This is a genomic window from Streptomyces sp. NBC_00335 (genome assembly GCF_036127095.1).
GTDB lineage: Bacteria > Actinomycetota > Actinomycetes > Streptomycetales > Streptomycetaceae > Streptomyces.
In genome coordinates, this window is sequence record NZ_CP108006.1 from 4,380,853 (window position 1) to 4,397,591 (window position 16,739).

General features: G+C 73.2%; 13 protein-coding genes and 2 tRNA genes. 12 read left to right on the plus strand and 3 right to left on the minus strand.

Annotated elements, in window-relative coordinates:
* Positions 1 to 114 precede the first annotated feature (114 nt).
* Complete coding sequence (locus tag OHA37_RS19655; RefSeq protein WP_266907028.1) at positions 115 to 1,764, plus strand: long-chain fatty acid--CoA ligase; 1,650 nt, start codon at positions 115 to 117, stop codon at positions 1,762 to 1,764.
* Between the two features lie 28 nt (positions 1,765 to 1,792).
* Here the strand turns inward: OHA37_RS19655 and OHA37_RS19660 are convergent, their stop codons facing one another.
* From OHA37_RS19660 to OHA37_RS19670, 3 genes are all read right to left on the minus strand, one after another.
* Positions 1,793 to 2,371, minus strand: a complete 579-nt coding sequence (locus OHA37_RS19660) for an antibiotic biosynthesis monooxygenase (RefSeq protein WP_266907030.1) — start codon at positions 2,369 to 2,371, stop codon at positions 1,793 to 1,795.
* 13 nt (positions 2,372 to 2,384) lie between these two features.
* The gene (locus tag OHA37_RS19665) at positions 2,385 to 5,849 is read right to left on the minus strand and encodes a response regulator (RefSeq protein WP_266907032.1); all 3,465 of its coding nucleotides are present in this window, start codon (positions 5,847 to 5,849) and stop codon (positions 2,385 to 2,387) included.
* 119 nt (positions 5,850 to 5,968) lie between these two features.
* Positions 5,969 to 6,403, minus strand: coding sequence for an SSI family serine proteinase inhibitor (locus OHA37_RS19670; protein WP_266907034.1), 435 nt, complete (start codon positions 6,401 to 6,403; stop codon positions 5,969 to 5,971).
* Positions 6,404 to 6,589: 186 nt separating this feature from the next.
* On the opposite strand from OHA37_RS19670, the gene OHA37_RS19675 reads away from it, so the two are divergent.
* The 11 genes from OHA37_RS19675 (at position 6,590) to OHA37_RS19725 (ending at position 16,628) form a co-directional block, all read left to right on the plus strand.
* Positions 6,590 to 6,680, plus strand: a tRNA-Ser gene (locus OHA37_RS19675).
* Between the two features lie 304 nt (positions 6,681 to 6,984).
* A tRNA-Arg gene (locus tag OHA37_RS19680) sits at positions 6,985 to 7,057 on the plus strand.
* A 360-nt stretch (positions 7,058 to 7,417) separates the two neighbouring features.
* On the plus strand, positions 7,418 to 7,783 hold the full coding sequence (locus tag OHA37_RS19685; RefSeq protein ID WP_243341815.1) for a PH domain-containing protein: 366 nt from the start codon (positions 7,418 to 7,420) through the stop codon (positions 7,781 to 7,783).
* Between the two features lie 109 nt (positions 7,784 to 7,892).
* The gene (locus OHA37_RS19690) at positions 7,893 to 8,327 is read left to right on the plus strand and encodes an Lrp/AsnC family transcriptional regulator (protein ID WP_266907038.1); all 435 of its coding nucleotides are present in this window, start codon (positions 7,893 to 7,895) and stop codon (positions 8,325 to 8,327) included.
* Between the two features lie 44 nt (positions 8,328 to 8,371).
* Complete coding sequence (locus tag OHA37_RS19695) at positions 8,372 to 9,214, plus strand: DUF2797 domain-containing protein (protein WP_266907040.1); 843 nt, start codon at positions 8,372 to 8,374, stop codon at positions 9,212 to 9,214.
* Between the two features lie 105 nt (positions 9,215 to 9,319).
* A complete protein-coding gene (locus tag OHA37_RS19700; protein WP_266907042.1) occupies positions 9,320 to 9,661 on the plus strand; it encodes an antibiotic biosynthesis monooxygenase family protein in 342 nt (113 codons plus the stop codon).
* Positions 9,642 to 10,523, plus strand: a complete 882-nt coding sequence (locus tag OHA37_RS19705) for an amidohydrolase family protein (protein ID WP_266907044.1) — start codon at positions 9,642 to 9,644, stop codon at positions 10,521 to 10,523. Before OHA37_RS19700 ends, OHA37_RS19705 begins: the two co-directional genes overlap by 20 nt.
* A 76-nt stretch (positions 10,524 to 10,599) precedes the next feature.
* Positions 10,600 to 11,367 carry a response regulator transcription factor gene (locus OHA37_RS19710; RefSeq protein WP_323182344.1) on the plus strand — a complete coding sequence of 256 codons (768 nt, stop codon included), beginning with the start codon at positions 10,600 to 10,602 and terminating at the stop codon, positions 11,365 to 11,367.
* Positions 11,367 to 13,091: a sensor histidine kinase gene (locus OHA37_RS19715; protein WP_323182345.1), complete on the plus strand. Its 1,725-nt coding sequence runs from the start codon at positions 11,367 to 11,369 to the stop codon at positions 13,089 to 13,091. Before OHA37_RS19710 ends, OHA37_RS19715 begins: the two co-directional genes overlap by 1 nt.
* A 25-nt stretch (positions 13,092 to 13,116) precedes the next feature.
* A complete protein-coding gene (locus tag OHA37_RS19720) occupies positions 13,117 to 14,382 on the plus strand; it encodes a glycosyltransferase (protein WP_266907048.1) in 1,266 nt (421 codons plus the stop codon).
* Positions 14,382 to 16,628, plus strand: a complete 2,247-nt coding sequence (locus OHA37_RS19725; RefSeq protein ID WP_266907050.1) for an ArnT family glycosyltransferase — start codon at positions 14,382 to 14,384, stop codon at positions 16,626 to 16,628. Before OHA37_RS19720 ends, OHA37_RS19725 begins: the two co-directional genes overlap by 1 nt.
* The last annotated feature ends 111 nt before the right edge of the window (positions 16,629 to 16,739 follow it).

The following is a 16,739-nucleotide window of genomic DNA, read 5'->3' on the forward strand; positions in this document are numbered from 1 at the left end:
TGAAACATCGGGCCCCGTTTTCTACTCTTGGGTAGTGACAGACCGAGCGGTACGTGCGCAGAATCGCAGCATCCGTAGCCGCCGCAGCGCCGCAGCGCTCACCGGGAGGACGCTTTGCTGAGCACCATGCAGGACGTACCACTCCTCGTCACCCGCATACTGCAGCACGGGATGACGATCCACGGGAAGTCCCAGGTCACGACCTGGACCGGGGAGGCCGAGCCGCACCGCCGCAGCTTCGCCGAGATCGGGACCCGTGCCACGCGCCTGGCCAACGCCCTGCGCGACGAGCTGGGCGTCCAGCAGGACGACCGCGTAGCAACCCTGATGTGGAACAACGCCGAGCACGTCGAGGCGTACTTCGCGATCCCCTCCATGGGCGCCGTCCTGCACACGCTGAACCTGCGGCTCCCTCCCGAGCAGCTGGTCTTCATCGTCAACCACGCGGCCGACAAGGTCGTCCTGGTCAACGGCACCCTGCTGCCCTTGCTCGTCCCGCTCCTGCCGCACCTGCCGACCATCGAGCACGTCGTGGTCGCGGGCATCGGCGACCGCTCCGCCCTAGAGGGCCTCGGCGTGCGCGTGCACGAGTACGAGGAGCTCCTCGCGGGCCGCCCGGACACCTACGACTGGCCCGAGCTGGACGAGCGCCAGGCCGCGGCCATGTGCTACACCTCCGGCACCACCGGGGACCCGAAGGGCGTCATCTACTCCCACCGGTCCATCTATCTGCACTCGATGCAGGTGAACATGGCCGAGTCGATGGGCCTGACCGACAAGGACACCTCCCTCGTCGTCGTTCCGCAGTTCCACGTCAACGCCTGGGGCCTGCCGCACGCCACCTTCATGACCGGCATCAACATGCTGATGCCGGACCGCTTCCTGCAGCCCGCCCCGCTCGCCGACATGATCGAGCGGGAGAAGCCCACGCACGCCGCGGCCGTCCCCACCCTCTGGCAGGGGCTGCTCGCCGAGGTCACCGCGAACCCGCGCGACCTGACCTCGATGAAGCAGGTCACCATCGGCGGCGCGGCGTGTCCGCCGGCCCTGATGGAGGCCTACGACAAGCTCGGCGTGCGCCTCAACCACGCCTGGGGGATGACCGAGACCTCGCCGCTGGGCACCATGGCCCACCCGCCGGCCGGTCTGACCCCCGAGGAGGAGTGGCCGTACCGCATCACCCAGGGCCGCTTCCCGGCGGGCGTCGAGGCCCGCCTGGTCGGCCCCGGCGGAGACATCCTGCCCTGGGACGGCGAGTCGGCGGGCGAGCTGGAGGTCCGCGGGAGCTGGATCGCGAGCTCCTACTACGGCGGCGCGGGCGGCGAGCCGACCCGCCCCGAGGACAAGTTCAGCGCGGACGGCTGGCTCAAGACCGGCGACGTCGGCGTGATCAGCACCGACGGCTTCCTCACCCTCACGGACCGGGCCAAGGACGTCATCAAGTCCGGCGGCGAATGGATCTCCAGCGTGGACCTGGAGAACGCGCTGATGGCCCATCCCGAGGTCGCCGAGGCGGCGGTCGTCGCCGTTCCCGACGAGAAGTGGGACGAGCGCCCGCTGGCCACCGTGGTCCTGAAGGAGGGGGCCACCGTGGACTACGCGGGGCTGCGCGCCTTCCTCGGTGAGTCGATCGCCAAGTGGCAGCTGCCGGAGCGCTGGGCGTTCGTCGAGGCCGTGCCGAAGACGAGCGTCGGCAAGTTCGACAAGAAGGTGATCCGCAAGCAGTACGCGGAAGGCACCCTCGACGTCACCAAGCTCGACTGAGCCCCACCGGGGTCACGGTCCGCCGGGGCTACTGCCCGCGCGTGAGCCAGGGCCGCAGCAGCTTGCTGATCGCCGGCATGGCCACGTAGGTCATCAGGGTGCTGAAGACGACGGCGAAGGCGGCCGTCCGCAGCACGAAGTTCAGGTTCACCAGGTACGGCCCGAGCAGCGCGTTGCCCGCGAGCGAGATCGGGAAGATGGCCAGCCCCGAGCTGATCGCCATCTTCCACCGCGGCGGCGCGGGCCGGGCCGTACCCGGCTTCGCGAACCAGGTCTCCATGCCGTGCAGTTCGCGCCGGGCTATCTCGGTGTGGTGGTGCCCGAGGCAGTTGGAGAACCAGGCGGCGCGCTCGGCCGAGTCCTGCCACCGCTGGAAGGCCGCGTGGTTGCGGAACCGGTGCACCAGGAACCAGGGCCCGCCCTCCACGGCCGGGCGGAACAGCCCGTACCCCAGGTGGTCGGGAAAGGCCGAGGCCGTCTCCAGGATCCCGTGGGCCCAGGCCTCGAAGTTCTCCTCGTGGCCCGGATCGACCTGTCGCGCGATGAGCAGGCTGACCTCCCCGTTGTCGGCGGGGACGGTCTGCTCGCTCGTGTCGATGATGGCCATGCGGCCAGAATGACTAGTTGGTGCCGATCTTGGCCAGCAGGTCCACGATGCGGCCCTGAACGTCGGCCGAGGTGGACCGCTCGGCGAGGAACAGCACGCTCTCGCCCGAGGCCAGCTTGGGCAGTTCGGCCGGCTCGATCCCGGTGGCCGTGTAGACGACCAGCGGGGTGTGGTTCAACTGCCCGTTGGCGCGCAGCCAGTCCACGATCCCGGCCCTGCGGCGGCGCACCTGCATCAGGTCCATCACCACCAGGTTCGGCCGCATCCGGGTCGCCAGCTCCACGGCGTCCGTATCGGCGTCGGCCCGCGCGACCTGCATGCCGCGCCGCTCCAGGGCGGCGGTCAGCGCGGTCGCGATCTCGTCGTGCTCCTCGATCAGCAGCACCCGGGAGGGGTGTTGCTCGCTGTCGCGCGGCGCGAGCGCCTTCAGGAGCACGGCCGGATCGGCGCCGTACGCGGCCTCGCGCGTGGCGTGCCCCAGCCCGGCCGTGACCAGTACGGGCACCTCGGCGGCCACCGCGGCCTGGCGCAGCGACTGCAGGGCGGTCCGGGTGATCGGCCCGGTCAGCGGGTCCACGAACAGCGCGGCGGGGAACGCGGCGATCTGCGCGTCGACCTCCTCGCGGGAGTGCACGATCACCGGCCGGTAGCCGCGGTCGCTGAGCGCGGCCTGCGTCTGCGCGTCCGGAGCCGGCCAGACCAGGAGCCGGCGCGGGTTGTCCAGAGGCTCGGGGGGCAGCTCGTCGTCCACGGGACGGGGCACGGCCCGGTTGACCACCTCGACGGCGCCACCGGGCCCGTCCAGCGGCTCGGGGCCCTCGGCGGAGCCCGCCTCGGGTGCTCCTATGGCGAAGGCACGGCCCTCGGGGGCGGGCTCCGCGAGCCGGCGCCGCCGGCCGGAGCCGTTCGTGTCGCCGGCCCCGCCGCCCTGGCCGAGGCTGCCCAGCGCGCGGACGCTGATCGGCGCCCCGGCGGCCTCCGCGGGGGCGTCCTGCGACTGCCGGGCTCCGGGTACGGCGATCTGCCCGCTGCCGTCCGAGTCCTCGGGGGCGGTACGGGCCGCCGGAACCGGCCAGGCCGGTGTGGCGGGCAGCGCACGCCGCCGCCCGGTGGGATGCGTCTCGGGGCCTACGGGTCCTACGGGGCCCTGCGCGCCCGCGTCCGGCCGCCCGGCGGCGGCTTCGGCGCCCTCGGATTCGGTGCCGGGCGCGCTCAGCACCCGGCGCCCGCGCCGCCCGCCGGCGGCTTCGGCGTCGGAGTCGGCCTCGGCGGGGGCCCGCGGCGGCTGCGGAGCCGGCGTCGGCCCGGCGGGCAGCGCGAAGCCGCCCTCGGGGGCGATGGGCCGTACGGGGGCGGGGGAGGCCGGGGGCGCGGGCATCGGAGTGGGCATCGGAGCAGGCATCGGCGCGGGCGTCGGCCCGAGCCCGGTCGCCGGGACCGGGCCGGCCGGCTGCGCCGGTCCCGCCGCGCCCAGCGCACGCCGCCGCCCGGCGGGGTGCTCCGTCAGCGGAACGGGAAGCCCGGGGAACGGCGGCACCGGCACGGGAGCCACCGGCACGGGCGGGAGCGCGGGCATCTGGGTCCCCTGCGGGGGCACGGGCCGCCCGGGGCCGCCCGGACGGTCGTTGCCGCCGCTGGAGTCGCCACCGCCGCTGCCGTCGCCGTTCTGGCCGCGGCGCCGCCCCGTGCCGCTGCCACCGCCCAGGCCCGCCGGGTTCACGGGGGACTGGGCGAGCTCCGCGGGAGCCCCGTCGCCGGGCCGGGCAACCGCCCCGGCCTCGCCGCCCCGGCGCCGACCGGACGGCAGCGCGAGCGCGCTCCCGCCGTCGGAGTCCTGACCCGTCTTCGCCACATCGGTGCCGGCGCCGGAGCCGCTGTCGGCCCCCTTGTCGGCATCTGCGTCGTCGTCGAGGAACGCGTCCACACCGCGCCGGGCGCGCCGGCCGCCGGAGACCTGCCCCGGGCCGCCCTCGCTCCCGGGAGCGGCCGGGGGAGCCTCCACGGGCTCGGGCAGGGTGACCGTCCCGGCTCCCGCACCCAGCGGCAGCTCCAGTACGTACGCCCCGCCGGGAGCGCCCGGCACCTCCACCGTCTGCAGCACACCGCCGTGCGCCTCCACGATGCCCCGCACGATCGGCTCGTGCACCGGGTTGCCGCCCTCGTACGGGCCGCGCACCTCGATCCGTACGACCTCGCCGCGCTGCGCGGCGGCCACCACGATCGTCGAGTCCGTGTACCCGCTGCCCTGACGGGTCTTGCCGGTGGCGTCCACCCCGGCGACGTCCGCGACCAGATGGGCGAGGGCGGTCGCGATCCGCTCCGCGTCCACCTCGGCCTCGATGGTCGGGGCGTGCACGGCGAACTGCGCCCGCCCGGGGCCGATGAGCTCGACCGCTCCGTCGACGCCGGCCGCGACGACCCCGTCGATCAGCACCTTCTTCTTGTCGAGCTTCTCGCCGCCCGCGTCGAGGCGCTGGAAGGCGAGCACGTTGTCGACCAGCGTGGTCATCCGGGAGTAGCCGGCGGCCAGGTGGTGCAGCAGTTGGTTGGCCTCGGGCCACAGCTGTCCCGCGTCGTCGGCGGCCAGCGTGGCCAGCTCCCCGCGCAGCTCCTCCAGCGGCCCGCGCAGGGAGTCGCCGAGGACGGACAGCAGCTGGGCGTGGCGCGCGGCCAAGGCGTCGTAGGAGCGCCGGTCGGTGAAGGTCATGACGGCGCCGACGAGCTGCTCCCCGTCCCGTACGGGAGAGGTGGTCAGGTCCACGGCGACGGGCTGCCCGGCCTTGTTCCACAGCACCTGGCCGCGGACCCGGTGCTTGCGTCCGCTGCGCAGGGTGTCGGCGAGCGGGGACTCCTCGAACGGGAACGGCGAACCGTCGGCGCGCGAGTGCTGGACCAGCCCGTGCAGTTCGCGGTTGCCGAGGTCGGTGGCGCGGTAGCCGAGGATCTGGGCGGCGGCCGGATTGACCAGCACGACCCTGCCGTCGGTGTCCGTGCCGACGACGCCCTCGGCGGCGGCGCGCAGGATCATCTCGGTCTGACGCTGGGAGCGGGCCAGCTCGGCCTCGGTGTCCACCGTCTGCGAGAGGTCCCGTACGACGAGCATCAGTAGCTCGTCGCCGGTGTACGAGGGCTGCGGCTCGCGGTAGGCGTCACGGCCGTCGAGATGGGCGGCGGTGACCTCGACGGGGAACTCGCTGCCGTCGGTGCGGCGCGCCACCATCCGTTTCGGGCGGGCACGGCCGCCCTCGTCCTCGCCGGGCCGGCGCATGGAGCCGGGGATCAGCTTGGAGTCGAAATCGGGCAGGAGGTCGAGCACGCCCCGGCCGACGAGCCCCGTACCGGGGCTCTCCATGACCTCAAGGGCGATCGAATTCGCGTTGACGACCGTGCCGTTGGCGTTGACGAGCAACAGCGCGTCCGGAAGAGCGTCGAGTATTGCTGCGAGGCGAGCAGCGCCTCGGGATGGCCTGCTGCTCACGACGAGCTTCCTCCCTGACCACAACTACCGGCATGTCACGGGAGGAGTCTAAGCGCACGGGCTCCCGATGAGGGGGCGGATGCCCGGCGCATAACGCCCGACCGGCGCATCCTCCCAGGTCAGGAACGCCCACCTGGAAGCACAGGTTCCAAGTCGTTCCACCGGCGGATCTCGCATCCGTTCGCCCGGCGGAACCGGGACTCCACCCTGTGGCCGTGCCAGGTTCCGGTGATCCGGGCGGTGGCGCGGCCGCCGTCCTGCATGGTGCACAGCTGGTTCTTGGGCTCGGGGGCGAAGGGGTCCTTCCCCTCGCGCCCGAGGGCTTCGAGGCGGGCGCAGGCGTCCTCGGCCCGCGGGTGGTTCCCGCCGGGCGGGTCGCACTCCAGCCGGTACTCGCCGTCGGCCAGCGGGTTGCCCGTGTCGGCCACGACGATGGTGAGCCGGTCGGGGGAGGGGGCGGACAGCAGCCGGCCGAGCGGCGGCAGCGGGGGCAGGGGGCCTGCCGCCCCTGCGGCCAGAGCGGAGGCGACGGCGAAAGCGGCGAGACGCAGCATGGGGAACTCCAGGTCGTCCGTACGTCGTACGACAGACCAACGACGAGCCGGCGCCGACGTTCCGCACACGGGGGTGCTTAAGGCTTTGCTCTGCGGGCCGCCCTCCTTGTACCGTGGGAGCGGATTGGTGACCGGCCCCTGGCCTGTGTCATCATCTGCACGCACCTTCGTACGCGAGGGTGTGCTGGAGGCGTCGCCTAGTCCGGTCTATGGCGCCGCACTGCTAATGCGGTTTGGGGCTTACCCCCCATCGAGGGTTCAAATCCCTCCGCCTCCGCACTTCACGAAGCCCCGGTCCTTGCGGACCGGGGCTTCGGTGCGTTCGGGGTCCGGGAGGGTGCGGGATCTGCCGGGGATCTCTCGGGGGTCTCTCGGGGGTCTGTCTGGGATCCGCCCGCGATCTGCCTGGGATCTGCCCGCGCAGACGCGCGCCGGGGACGCTCCGGCATCCAAGTGGATGATCTTCTTCCGAGCCGTTTCCGCAGGTCAGAGTGGGTGGGGCTAATGGATTTCGCGTCCCGGCGAGGTCCATGTATTGTTGTTCTCGCAAGGCCAACGGGGCGCAAAACCCCGGCGGACAAGCACTCGTAGCTTAACGGATAGAGCATCTGACTACGGATCAGAAGGTTGCAGGTTCGAATCCTGCCGAGTGCACAGCAGCCCAGAGGGCCCGGACGAAAGTCCGGGCCCTCTGGCGTTTCCGCCGTAAAGCAGCGGCGAGGTACGGCAACCGCTTCAGAAGCTGGGACCCATCACGTCTCCCCGGCGCTGGTCGGGCTCAAGCGGGCGGCGGGCGGCGTGCGGGTTGCCGGGGCTCGGGGCCGTTCAGTGAGGACATCGAGGGTGGCGTTGTCCTTCTTCCTGTTTTCTCCTCCTCAGTGATGAGGCCTGGCTCCGGGGAGCCACGGGGTGAGATGGCTCTGGCGGGGGACGCGGGGTGACGCACGGCCCGCCTACGGTTTCTTGGAGATCGACTCAACGGGAGAGGTCACCGGGAAAGCAGGGGGAGCTCACATGGGACTGTTCGGGAACGCGCACGCCGTGGATCCGGCGTCGGCACATCGCGAGTACGCGCGGCTGCTGGGGCAGGGGGAGCAGGTGCACGCCGCGTATCTGCTGATCCGCGACACGATCCTGTTCACCGACCGGCGGCTCGTGCTCATCGACAAGCAGGGGCTCACCGGGAAGAAGGTGGAGTACCACTCGATTCCCTACCGGAGCATCACGCACTTCTCCGTGGAGACCGCCGGCCATTTCGACCTGGACGCGGAGCTGAAGATATGGCTCTCCGGGAGCTCGGTGCCGATAGCGAAGACCTTTACGAAGGGCGTCGACATCTATGAGGTCCAGGCGATCCTGACCCAGTTCGTCGCCCGCTAGCCGGGCCACCGGAGGCGGGGGAGGAGCCGAACTCCGTTCGGTCGCGGGGGGTGAATGCAGGATCAGGTAGCGTCTCCGCGAGGGTTGCAGGGACGTGGGAGGAAGTTCGGTGGACGACATCGACCGGGCGCTGATCCAGCGCCTCCAGGAGGACGCGGGCCGGCCGTACGCGGCGCTGGCGGCCTCCGTCGGGCTCTCGGCGGGCGCCACCCACGAGCGCGTGCGCAAGCTGCGCGAGCGCGGGGTCATCCGGCGGACCACGGTCGAGGTGGATCCGGCGGCCGTCGGCATCGGGGTGCTGGCCTACGTGATGGTCGACTCCACGGCCTGGATGGGCGACTCGCGGGCCGCCTTCGAGGCCATCGCGGAGATCCAGGAGGCGCACATCATCGCCGGTAGCGCCTCGGTCATGGTCAAGGTCCGCACGGCCACCACCGAGCAGCTGCAGGACGTCCTGCGCCGGCTCTACGCCATCGACGGTGTCAGCGGGACGCAGGCCACCGTCGTCCTGGAGACCTTCTTCGAGCGACCGCTCCCCCTGTGACCTGGTGGTGCACCGGCCTCCGGTGGAATGACGGCCGGCCCGCCATGGGCTGGTACGGGCGGGGACCGGGGCAGGGAGAGCGCGCCAGCGTCCTCGCGTACGGGCAGCCGCTCGCCTTCGCCGCCCGGGGAGAGCGCCACTGCCTCGGCATCCGCAGGGCCGGGCGGCGGACGCCGTGCCCGACGGAGCGGACCGTGCCCGGCCGGGCCGGGAACGCCCAGTGCCCCGAGTGCGCCGGCCTGGACCGTTCCTTCTCGGTGGCGGCCGACACCAACGCCGGTGATCCGCGTACCTACCGGGTGTACCTCGCCTGGTTCGGGGCCGGACTGGTCAAGGTGGGCATCACCGCTGAGGAGCGCGGGTCCGTCCGGCTGCTGGAGCAAGGGGCGGTGGCCTGGGCCTGGCTGGGGCGCGGTCCGCTGATGGCCACCCGACGGACCGAGGAGCTGCTGCGGGCCGCGCTCGGAGTGCCCGACAGGATCGCCTATGCCCGTAAGCGGTCCGTGCGGGGAGAGGTGCCGCCGGGGCCCGAGCGGGCGGCGGAGGTCTCGGCCCTTCACGCACGGGCGGCCGCGCTGGAGGGGTGGCCGGAGTCGCTGGAGAGGCTGGAGTGCGAGGTGACCGACCACGCGGGAGCGTTCGGGCTCGGTACCCTGCCCGCCCCTGCCCGGGTGATCACCGAGATGGTGCCCGGGGGGACCGTCGCCGGGCTGCTCGTCGGGGCGGCAGGGCCCGATCTGCACTTCGCCGACGGGCTGGTGGTGGACACCCGGCTGCTCGCGGGATGGGAGCTGGTGGCGCCCGGGGAGGGCGATGTCACCGATGTGCCCGTGGCGGGGATCCCGAGCACCGGACGGGACACCGCCGCGCAGGACGGGCTGTTCTGACCCGGTCGGGCGAGTGACGGGGCAAGGTCAAAACTTGGATCCCTTTGACCGTCCGGGCCGTTTTCCGGTGGACATGCCGGGCGCCGGCCGCAGAGGGTGGTGGGCATGACCATCAAGCCCGTACAGGCCTTCGAACCGCCCTATGTCATCAGTGTGTTCACCAGCGTCCGGACCCCCGAGGACGGTGGATACCCCGAGACGCTCGACCGGATGACCGAGCTCGTCAGCGGCAACCCGGGCTTCCTCGGCTACGAGTCCGCGCGGACGCCCGGCGGGCTGGGCATCACCGTGGCCTACTTCCGCGACCACGAGTCCCTCGCCCTCTGGCGCCAGGAGATGGAGCACCAGGCGGCGATGAAGCAGGGCCGCGCCGACTGGTACGAGAGCTACACGCTGCACATCGCGACGGTCGAGCGGAGCCACGGCTTTGTCCGCGAAGACGGCTGAGGTCGTCCGGGCGTTCCGGGAACGGCTCGGGATCCCCGGACTGGTCGACGTACACACCCACTTCATGCCCGAGCGGGTCCTGGACAAGGTGTGGGACTACTTCGACGCGGTCGGTCCGCTGACCGGCGTCGAATGGCCCATCACCTACCGGCACGAGGAGGAGCAGCGGGTCGCTCTGCTCCGGGAGTTCGGGGTCCGGGCCTTCACCGCCATGCTCTACCCGCACAAGCCGGCCATGGCCGCCTGGCTCAACTCCTGGTCCGCCGATTTCGCCGCCCGCACCCCCGACTGCCTGCACACCGCGACCTTCTTCCCCGAGGACGGGGTACGGGAGTACGTCGGCCAGGCCGTCGCGGCGGGGGCCCGGATCTTCAAGGCCCACCTCCAGGTGGGCGGGTACGACCCCACCGACGACCGGCTCGACCCGGTCTGGGGGCTCCTCGCCGAGGCCGGGATCCCGACGGTCGTGCACTGCGGTTCGGGGCCCGTCCCGGGGAAGCACACCGGACCCGAGCCGATCGCCCGGCTGCTGGCCCGCCACCCCCGGCTGCCGCTGATCGTCGCGCACATGGGGATGCCGGAGTACGCGGACTTCCTCGACCTCGCCGACCGGTACTCCGAGGTCCGCCTCGACACCACCATGGCCTTCACCGACTTCTCGGAGCAGTTCAGCGGCTTCCCGCCGCAGGACCGCGGCCGGCTCGCCGACCTCGGCGACCGGATCCTGCTGGGCACCGACTTCCCGAACATCCCCTACCCCTACGAGCACCAGCTCGACGCCCTGGAACGGCTCGGCCTCGGCGACGCCTGGCTGCGCGCCGTCTGCCACGACAACGGAGCCCGGCTCTTCCGCCTGACCTGAGGGGCGGGAGGGGTTTCTCAGGGAATTCACAGGTTCAGGAAAGAGCGCTCTCACGGGCGTCGGCCAGCGTGTACCCATGACTGCGACGACCACTTCCCACGCGTCCACGTCCACCGGCAGCCACACGGCCCTCGTGCGGCCGGACGGCAGCCCGTGCCGGGTCCTCGTCGTGGACGACGAGGCCGCTCTCTCGGAGCTGCTCTCGATGGCCCTGCGCTACGAGGGCTGCGAGGTCCGCAGCGCGGGCGACGGCGCGGGCGCGGTGCGTGCGGCGCGGGAGTTCCGGCCCGACGTCGTCCTGCTCGACATCATGCTCCCCGACATGGACGGGCTGGCCGTCCTGGGCCGCCTGCGGCGGGAGCTCCCGCACGTCCCCGTGCTGTTCCTGACCGCGAAGGACTCGGTCGAGGACCGCATCGCGGGCCTGACGGCCGGCGGCGACGACTACGTCACCAAGCCCTTCAGCCTGGAGGAGGTCGTCGCCCGGCTGCGCGGCCTGGTCCGGCGCTCCGGCGCGGCGCAGGCCGCACGCGGCGGGTCGGTCCTGGAGGTCGGCGACCTGCGGCTCGACGAGGACAGCCACGAGGTGATCCGGGGCGGTCAGGACGTCCACCTGACCGCGACCGAGTTCGAGCTGCTGCGCTACCTGATGCGCAACCCGCGCCGGGTGCTGAGCAAGGCGCAGATCCTGGACCGCGTGTGGTCGTACGACTTCGGCGGCCAGGCCAACGTCGTCGAGCTGTACATCTCCTACCTGCGGCGCAAGCTGGAGGCCGGAACAGGCCTCCCGCCGATGATCCACACCCGCCGCGGCGCGGGCTACCTGATCAAGCCGGCCGACTAGTGGCGGCCGGCGAGCCCCGGCCGGAGCGCCGTGCGCGCGAGGCGGCCGAACCGGGAGCCGGGGACGTACGAGCACCCGCGCGCACCCGCCGTCCCCGCCGGCCGGGCCGCCCCGGGCGTCCCTCCGGCCCCCGCCGCCCCCGGTGGAGCCGGCGGCCCTGGTCGCTGCGGACCCGGCTGGTCGTCTCGGCGGTGGCCCTCATCGCCGTCGTCGGCGCGGCCATCAGCACCGTCACCACCGTCGCGCTGCGCTCGTACCTGGTCGACAAGGTCGACGAACAGCTGCGCGTCTCCGTCGAGATGGCGAGCCGCCCGGGCGCGGGCAAGTTCCCCCGGGAGAACAACCTCGGCGTCGTCATGGGACCCGGCTCCCCACTGGGGGCCGTCGGGGTCCGCCTCGACAGCACGGGCAAGACCGTCGACAGCGTCCGCAGCGAACGCAGTGCCGCCCTCGGCGGATCCGGGTCCGGCGGCCACCCGCCCCTCACCCCGGCCCAGGTCTCCGTCCTCGCCGGGGCCGCCCACAAAGCCGCCGACGGCCGTCCCGGCGACCCGGTCGAACTGCAGCTGCCCGGCCTCGGCGGCTACCGGGTGCTGACGTCGCCCGACGCGAGCATCGTGCTCGGCTTCCCGCTCACCGAGGTCGATTCCACCGTGCACACCCTGATCGCGGTGGAGGTCTTCGTCACCCTCGCAGGGCTCATCGCGGCCTCCCTCGCCGGACAGGTCCTGGTCGGCGTCGCCCTGCGCCCGCTGCGCCGGGTCGCCGCCACCGCCACCCGGGTCTCCGAACTCACCCTGCACAGCGGCGAGCCCGCCCTCCACGAGCGGGTCCCCGACGCCGAGGCCGATCCCCGTACCGAGGTCGGGCAGGTCGGCGCCGCCCTCAACCGGATGCTGGGCCACGTCTCCTCGGCCCTGACCGCACGCCAGCAGAGCGAGACCCGGGTCCGCCAGTTCGTCGCCGACGCCAGCCACGAGCTGCGCACCCCGCTGGCCTCCATCCGCGGCTACGCCGAACTGACCCGCCGGGGCCGCGAGGAGCCGGGCCCCGACACCCGGCACGCCCTGGGCCGCATCGAGTCCGAAGCCACCCGGATGACCGGTCTGGTGGAGGACCTGCTGTTGCTGGCCCGGCTCGACGCGGGCCGCCCGCTGTCCACCTGCGACACCGATCTGGCCCCGCTGGTCGTGGACGCCGTCAGCGATGCCCGGGCCGCCGGCCAGGACCACCACTGGCGCCTGGAACTCCCCGCGGATCCGGCGCCCGTCCGCGCCGACCCGGCCCGGATCCAGCAAGTGCTGGTGAACCTGCTGGCCAACGCCCGGACCCACACCCCGCCCGGCACCACCGTCACGGCCCATGTTTCACGTGAAACATCCGCCGTCCGGCTCCGGGTCGAGGACGACGGCCCCGGCATCCCGCCCGAGCTGCTGCCCCACGTCTTCGAGCGCTTCGCCCGCGGCGACGCCTCCCGCTCCCGCTCGGCGGGCTCCACGGGCCTCGGCCTGGCCATCGTGGCCGCCGTCGTCTCGGCCCACGGCGGCCACGTCGGCGTCCGCAGCGCCCCCGGCCACACCTCCTTCGAGGTCCTGCTCCCCCTGGCCGACCCGGCGGGCCCCGGCGTCTGCGCCGTACCCACCGCCTCCGCCGCCCTCACCGCCACGGCTCCGGCGGCGCAGCCGAACTCACAGACAGGCCACAGGGTCAGCACACAGCGGTGACAGCCCGGCCCGGGAGGGTCGGGGCATGCCTACCGACACCTCTCCCGGAGCGCTCCCGGTACGGGCGCCCCTCGCGCCCGTACCGGGTGAGCCCGTCCTCGACGTGGTGATCCCGGTCTTCAACGAGGAGACGGACCTCGGCCCCTGCGTGCGCAGGCTGCACGAGCACCTCACCCGGACCTTCCCGTACCCCTTCCGCATCACCATCGCCGACAACGCGAGCACCGACCGCACCCCCGAGGTCGCGGCCGCCCTCGCCGCCTCCGTGGCGGGCGTACGCAGCACCCGGCTGGAGCAGAAGGGCCGCGGCCGGGCCCTGCGCACCGTGTGGGGAGAGTCGGACGCGCCCGTCCTGGCCTACATGGACGTGGACCTCTCCACCGACCTCAACGCCCTGCTTCCGCTGGTCGCCCCGCTGATCTCCGGCCACTCCGACCTCGCCATCGGCACCCGCCTGGCCCGCTCCTCGCGGGTGGTCAGGGGAGCGAAGCGGGAGTTCATCTCCCGCGCCTACAACCTGCTCCTGCGCTCCTCGCTCTCCGCACGCTTCAGCGACGCCCAGTGCGGCTTCAAGGCGATCCGCCGCGAGGTCGCGACCCGGCTGCTGCCGCTCGTCGAGGACTCCGGCTGGTTCTTCGACACCGAGCTGCTGGTCCTCGCCGAGAGGGCCGGGCTGCGGATCCACGAGGTCCCGGTGGACTGGGTCGACGACCCCGATTCCACCGTCCACATCGCCCGCACCGCCGCCGAGGACCTCAAGGGCGTCTGGCGGGTCGGCCGGGCGCTGGCCGTCGGCGCCCTCCCGCTGGACCGGCTGGCCCGCCCCTTCGGGGACGACCCGCGCGACCGCACCGCCCTGCCCGGGGTACCGCGCGGGCTGGCCCGCCAGCTGCTGGGCTTCTGTGTGGTCGGAGCCCTGTCCACGCTCCTCTACCTGCTCCTCTACTCCGCGGCCCGCACCGCCGCCGGCCCCCAGCTCGCCAACGCCGCCGCGCTGCTGCTCTCCGCCGTCGCCAACACCGCCGCCAACCGCCGGCTCACCTTCGGCGTCCGCGGCCGGGCCCGCGCCGTGCGCCACCAGGCCCAGGGGCTCGTGGTGTTCGCCATCGGACTGGCCCTGACCAGCGGCTCGCTCGCCGCCCTCGGGGCCGCCAACGCCAAGCCGGGGCACAGCACCGAGCTGGCCGTCCTGGTCACCGCCAACCTTGCCGCCACCGTGCTGCGGTTCCTGCTCTTCCGCGCCTGGGTCTTCCCCGAACGGCGCGCCACTCCCGCGAAGGACCACTCCTGATGACCACGGCAGCGCTACCGCTCCACCCGCCCTCCCCGGCCTCCCCGACCCACCGGTCGGCCGGGGCGCACGCCGCGCGGCCCGGCTGGGAACGCCCCGCCTTCCTCGGGCTGCTCCTCGTCACCGCCGTCCTGCTGCTGTGGGACCTGGGGGCCTCCGGCTACGCCAACTCCTTCTACTCCGCGGCCGTCCAGGCGGGCAGCGAGAGCTGGAAGGCCTTCTTCTTCGGCTCCTCCGACGCCGGGAACTCCATCACCGTCGACAAGCCCCCGGCCGCGCTGTGGCCGATGATGCTGTCCGTCCGGCTCTTCGGGCTCGGCGCCTGGCAGATCCTGGTCCCGCAGGCCCTGATGGGCGTGGGCACGACCGCCGTGCTCTACGCCGCCGTGCGCCGCCAGTTCGGCCCGGTGGCGGCCCTGATCAGCGGAGCCGTCTTCGCGCTCACGCCCGTGGCCGCGCTGATGTTCCGCTTCAACAACCCCGACGCACTGCTGGCCCTGCTGATGACGGTCACCGTGTACTGCGTGCTCCGGGCCCTCGACGGAGCGCACACCAAGTGGCTCGTCTGGGCCGGGGTCGCGGTCGGCTTCGCCTTCCTGACCAAGACCCTGCAGGCCTTCGTCATCCTGCCGCCCCTCGCCCTGCTGTACGCCGTCTGCGCGCCGACCCGGCTGCGCAGGCGCCTCGGGCAGCTGCTGCTCTCCACGCTCGCGATGGTGGTGGCCGGCGGCTGGTGGGTGGCGATCGTCGAACTGTGGCCCGCCTCCTCCCGCCCGTACATCGGGGGCTCGCAGACCAACTCCTTCCTGGAACTGACCCTCGGCTACAACGGCCTCGGCCGGATCAACGGCGAGGAGACCGGAAGCGTCGGCGGCGGAGCCCGCACGGCCGCCGAAGGCATGACCGGCGGCCCCGGCGGTGGCGGCGGCGGTGGCGGCGGGATGAGCTGGGGTGAGACCGGCATCGACCGGCTGTTCTCCTCCAACATCGGCGGTCAGATCGGCTGGCTGCTGCCCGCCGCGCTGATCCTGCTCGTCGCGGGCCTCGTGGTCACCTGGCGGGCCCGCCGGGCCACCGACTCCCTGGAGGGCATGGCCCGCGCGGCCTTCCTCGCCTGGGGCGGGGCGCTGCTGATCACCGCGGTGGTCTTCAGCTTCATGCAGGGCATCTTCCACGAGTACTACACCGTCGCCCTGGCCCCCTACATCGCCGCCCTGGTCGGCATGGGCATCGCCGTCCTGTGGGAGGAGCGGGGCAGCCGGGCCGCCTCCCTCACGCTCTCGGGGACCCTCGCACTCACGTCGTACTGGGCCTTCGTGTTGCTCGGCCGCTCCGCGGAGTACGTGCCGTGGTTGCGCTGGTTGGTCCTCGCTGCCGGACTCGGCACGGCCCTGCTGCTGCCGTTCGCCGCGCGGCTGGGCCGCCGTACCGCACTCGGTATTGCGGCAGTCGGCCTGGGCGTGGCCCTGGCCGGACCCCTCGCGTACTGCCTGAGCACGGTGACCACCGCGCACACGGGCTCGATCGTCACGGCGGGCCCGGCGGTCGCGGGCGGCCGCGGCGGCCCCGGCGGCGGGATGCGCGGCTTCGAGATGCCGGGCGGCGGCGGAATGCCGGGCGGTGGCGGCGCCCCGCAGGGCATGCCCCAGGGCGGCGGCGGTCAGGGCGGCCAGGCCCCCGGCGGCCAGGGTGGTCAGGCCCAGGGTGGTCCCGGCGGCAACCAGACCACCGACGGCAACCAGACCACCGACGGCGGCCGGACGGGCCGGACCGACGGCGGCGGCCCGGGCGGAACCGGCGGGGGCATGGGCGGAGGCGGCATGGGCGGCCTGCTCGGCGGGACGAGGACCAGCGCCGAGGCCACGGCTGCGCTGCGCGCCGACGCGGACCGGTACACGTGGGCGGCGGCCGCCATCGGCTCGCAGAACGCCGCGAGTTACCAGCTGGCTTCGGAGCAGCCGGTGATGGCCCTGGGCGGCTTCAACGGCAGCGACCCCTCTCCGACCCTGGAGCAGTTCAAGGAGTACGTGAGCGCCGGGAAGATCCACTACTTCATCGGCCAGGGCAGTGCGGGAGCTGCCGCCGGCGAAGCGGGCGGCGCGGCCGAGACGGGCACCGCGGTCCGCGGCGGTGGCGGTCCCGGCGGGGGCGTGAGCAGTTCCATCGAGACCTGGGTCAAGGCCAACTTCAAGGCCTCCACCATCGGCGGAGCCACCTTCTACGACCTCACCGCGCCCACCTCGTAGGCGTCCACGACCTACGGAAACCTGCCAGATCTCCGCGTCCGCCCCCTGGCATCCAGGGGGCGGACCGGGCGTTTCGGGCGGCTCGCCGCCGCGCCCGCAGCCCCGTGGACC

Excerpts from the sequence above, each read along its gene's own strand:
- OHA37_RS19660 (WP_266907030.1), bottom strand. The coding sequence starts at position 2,371 with ATGGCCATCATCGACACGAGCGAGCAGACCGTCCCCGCCGACAACGGG.
- OHA37_RS19670 (WP_266907034.1), bottom strand. The coding sequence starts at position 6,403 with ATGCTGCGTCTCGCCGCTTTCGCCGTCGCCTCCGCTCTGGCCGCAGGG.
- OHA37_RS19685 (WP_243341815.1), top strand. The coding sequence starts at position 7,418 with ATGGGACTGTTCGGGAACGCGCACGCCGTGGATCCGGCGTCGGCACAT.
- OHA37_RS19695 (WP_266907040.1), top strand. The coding sequence starts at position 8,372 with ATGGGCTGGTACGGGCGGGGACCGGGGCAGGGAGAGCGCGCCAGCGTC.
- OHA37_RS19700 (WP_266907042.1), top strand. The coding sequence starts at position 9,320 with ATGACCATCAAGCCCGTACAGGCCTTCGAACCGCCCTATGTCATCAGT.
- OHA37_RS19710 (WP_323182344.1), top strand. The coding sequence starts at position 10,600 with ATGACTGCGACGACCACTTCCCACGCGTCCACGTCCACCGGCAGCCAC.
- OHA37_RS19720 (WP_266907048.1), top strand. The coding sequence starts at position 13,117 with ATGCCTACCGACACCTCTCCCGGAGCGCTCCCGGTACGGGCGCCCCTC.
- OHA37_RS19725 (WP_266907050.1), top strand. The coding sequence starts at position 14,382 with ATGACCACGGCAGCGCTACCGCTCCACCCGCCCTCCCCGGCCTCCCCG.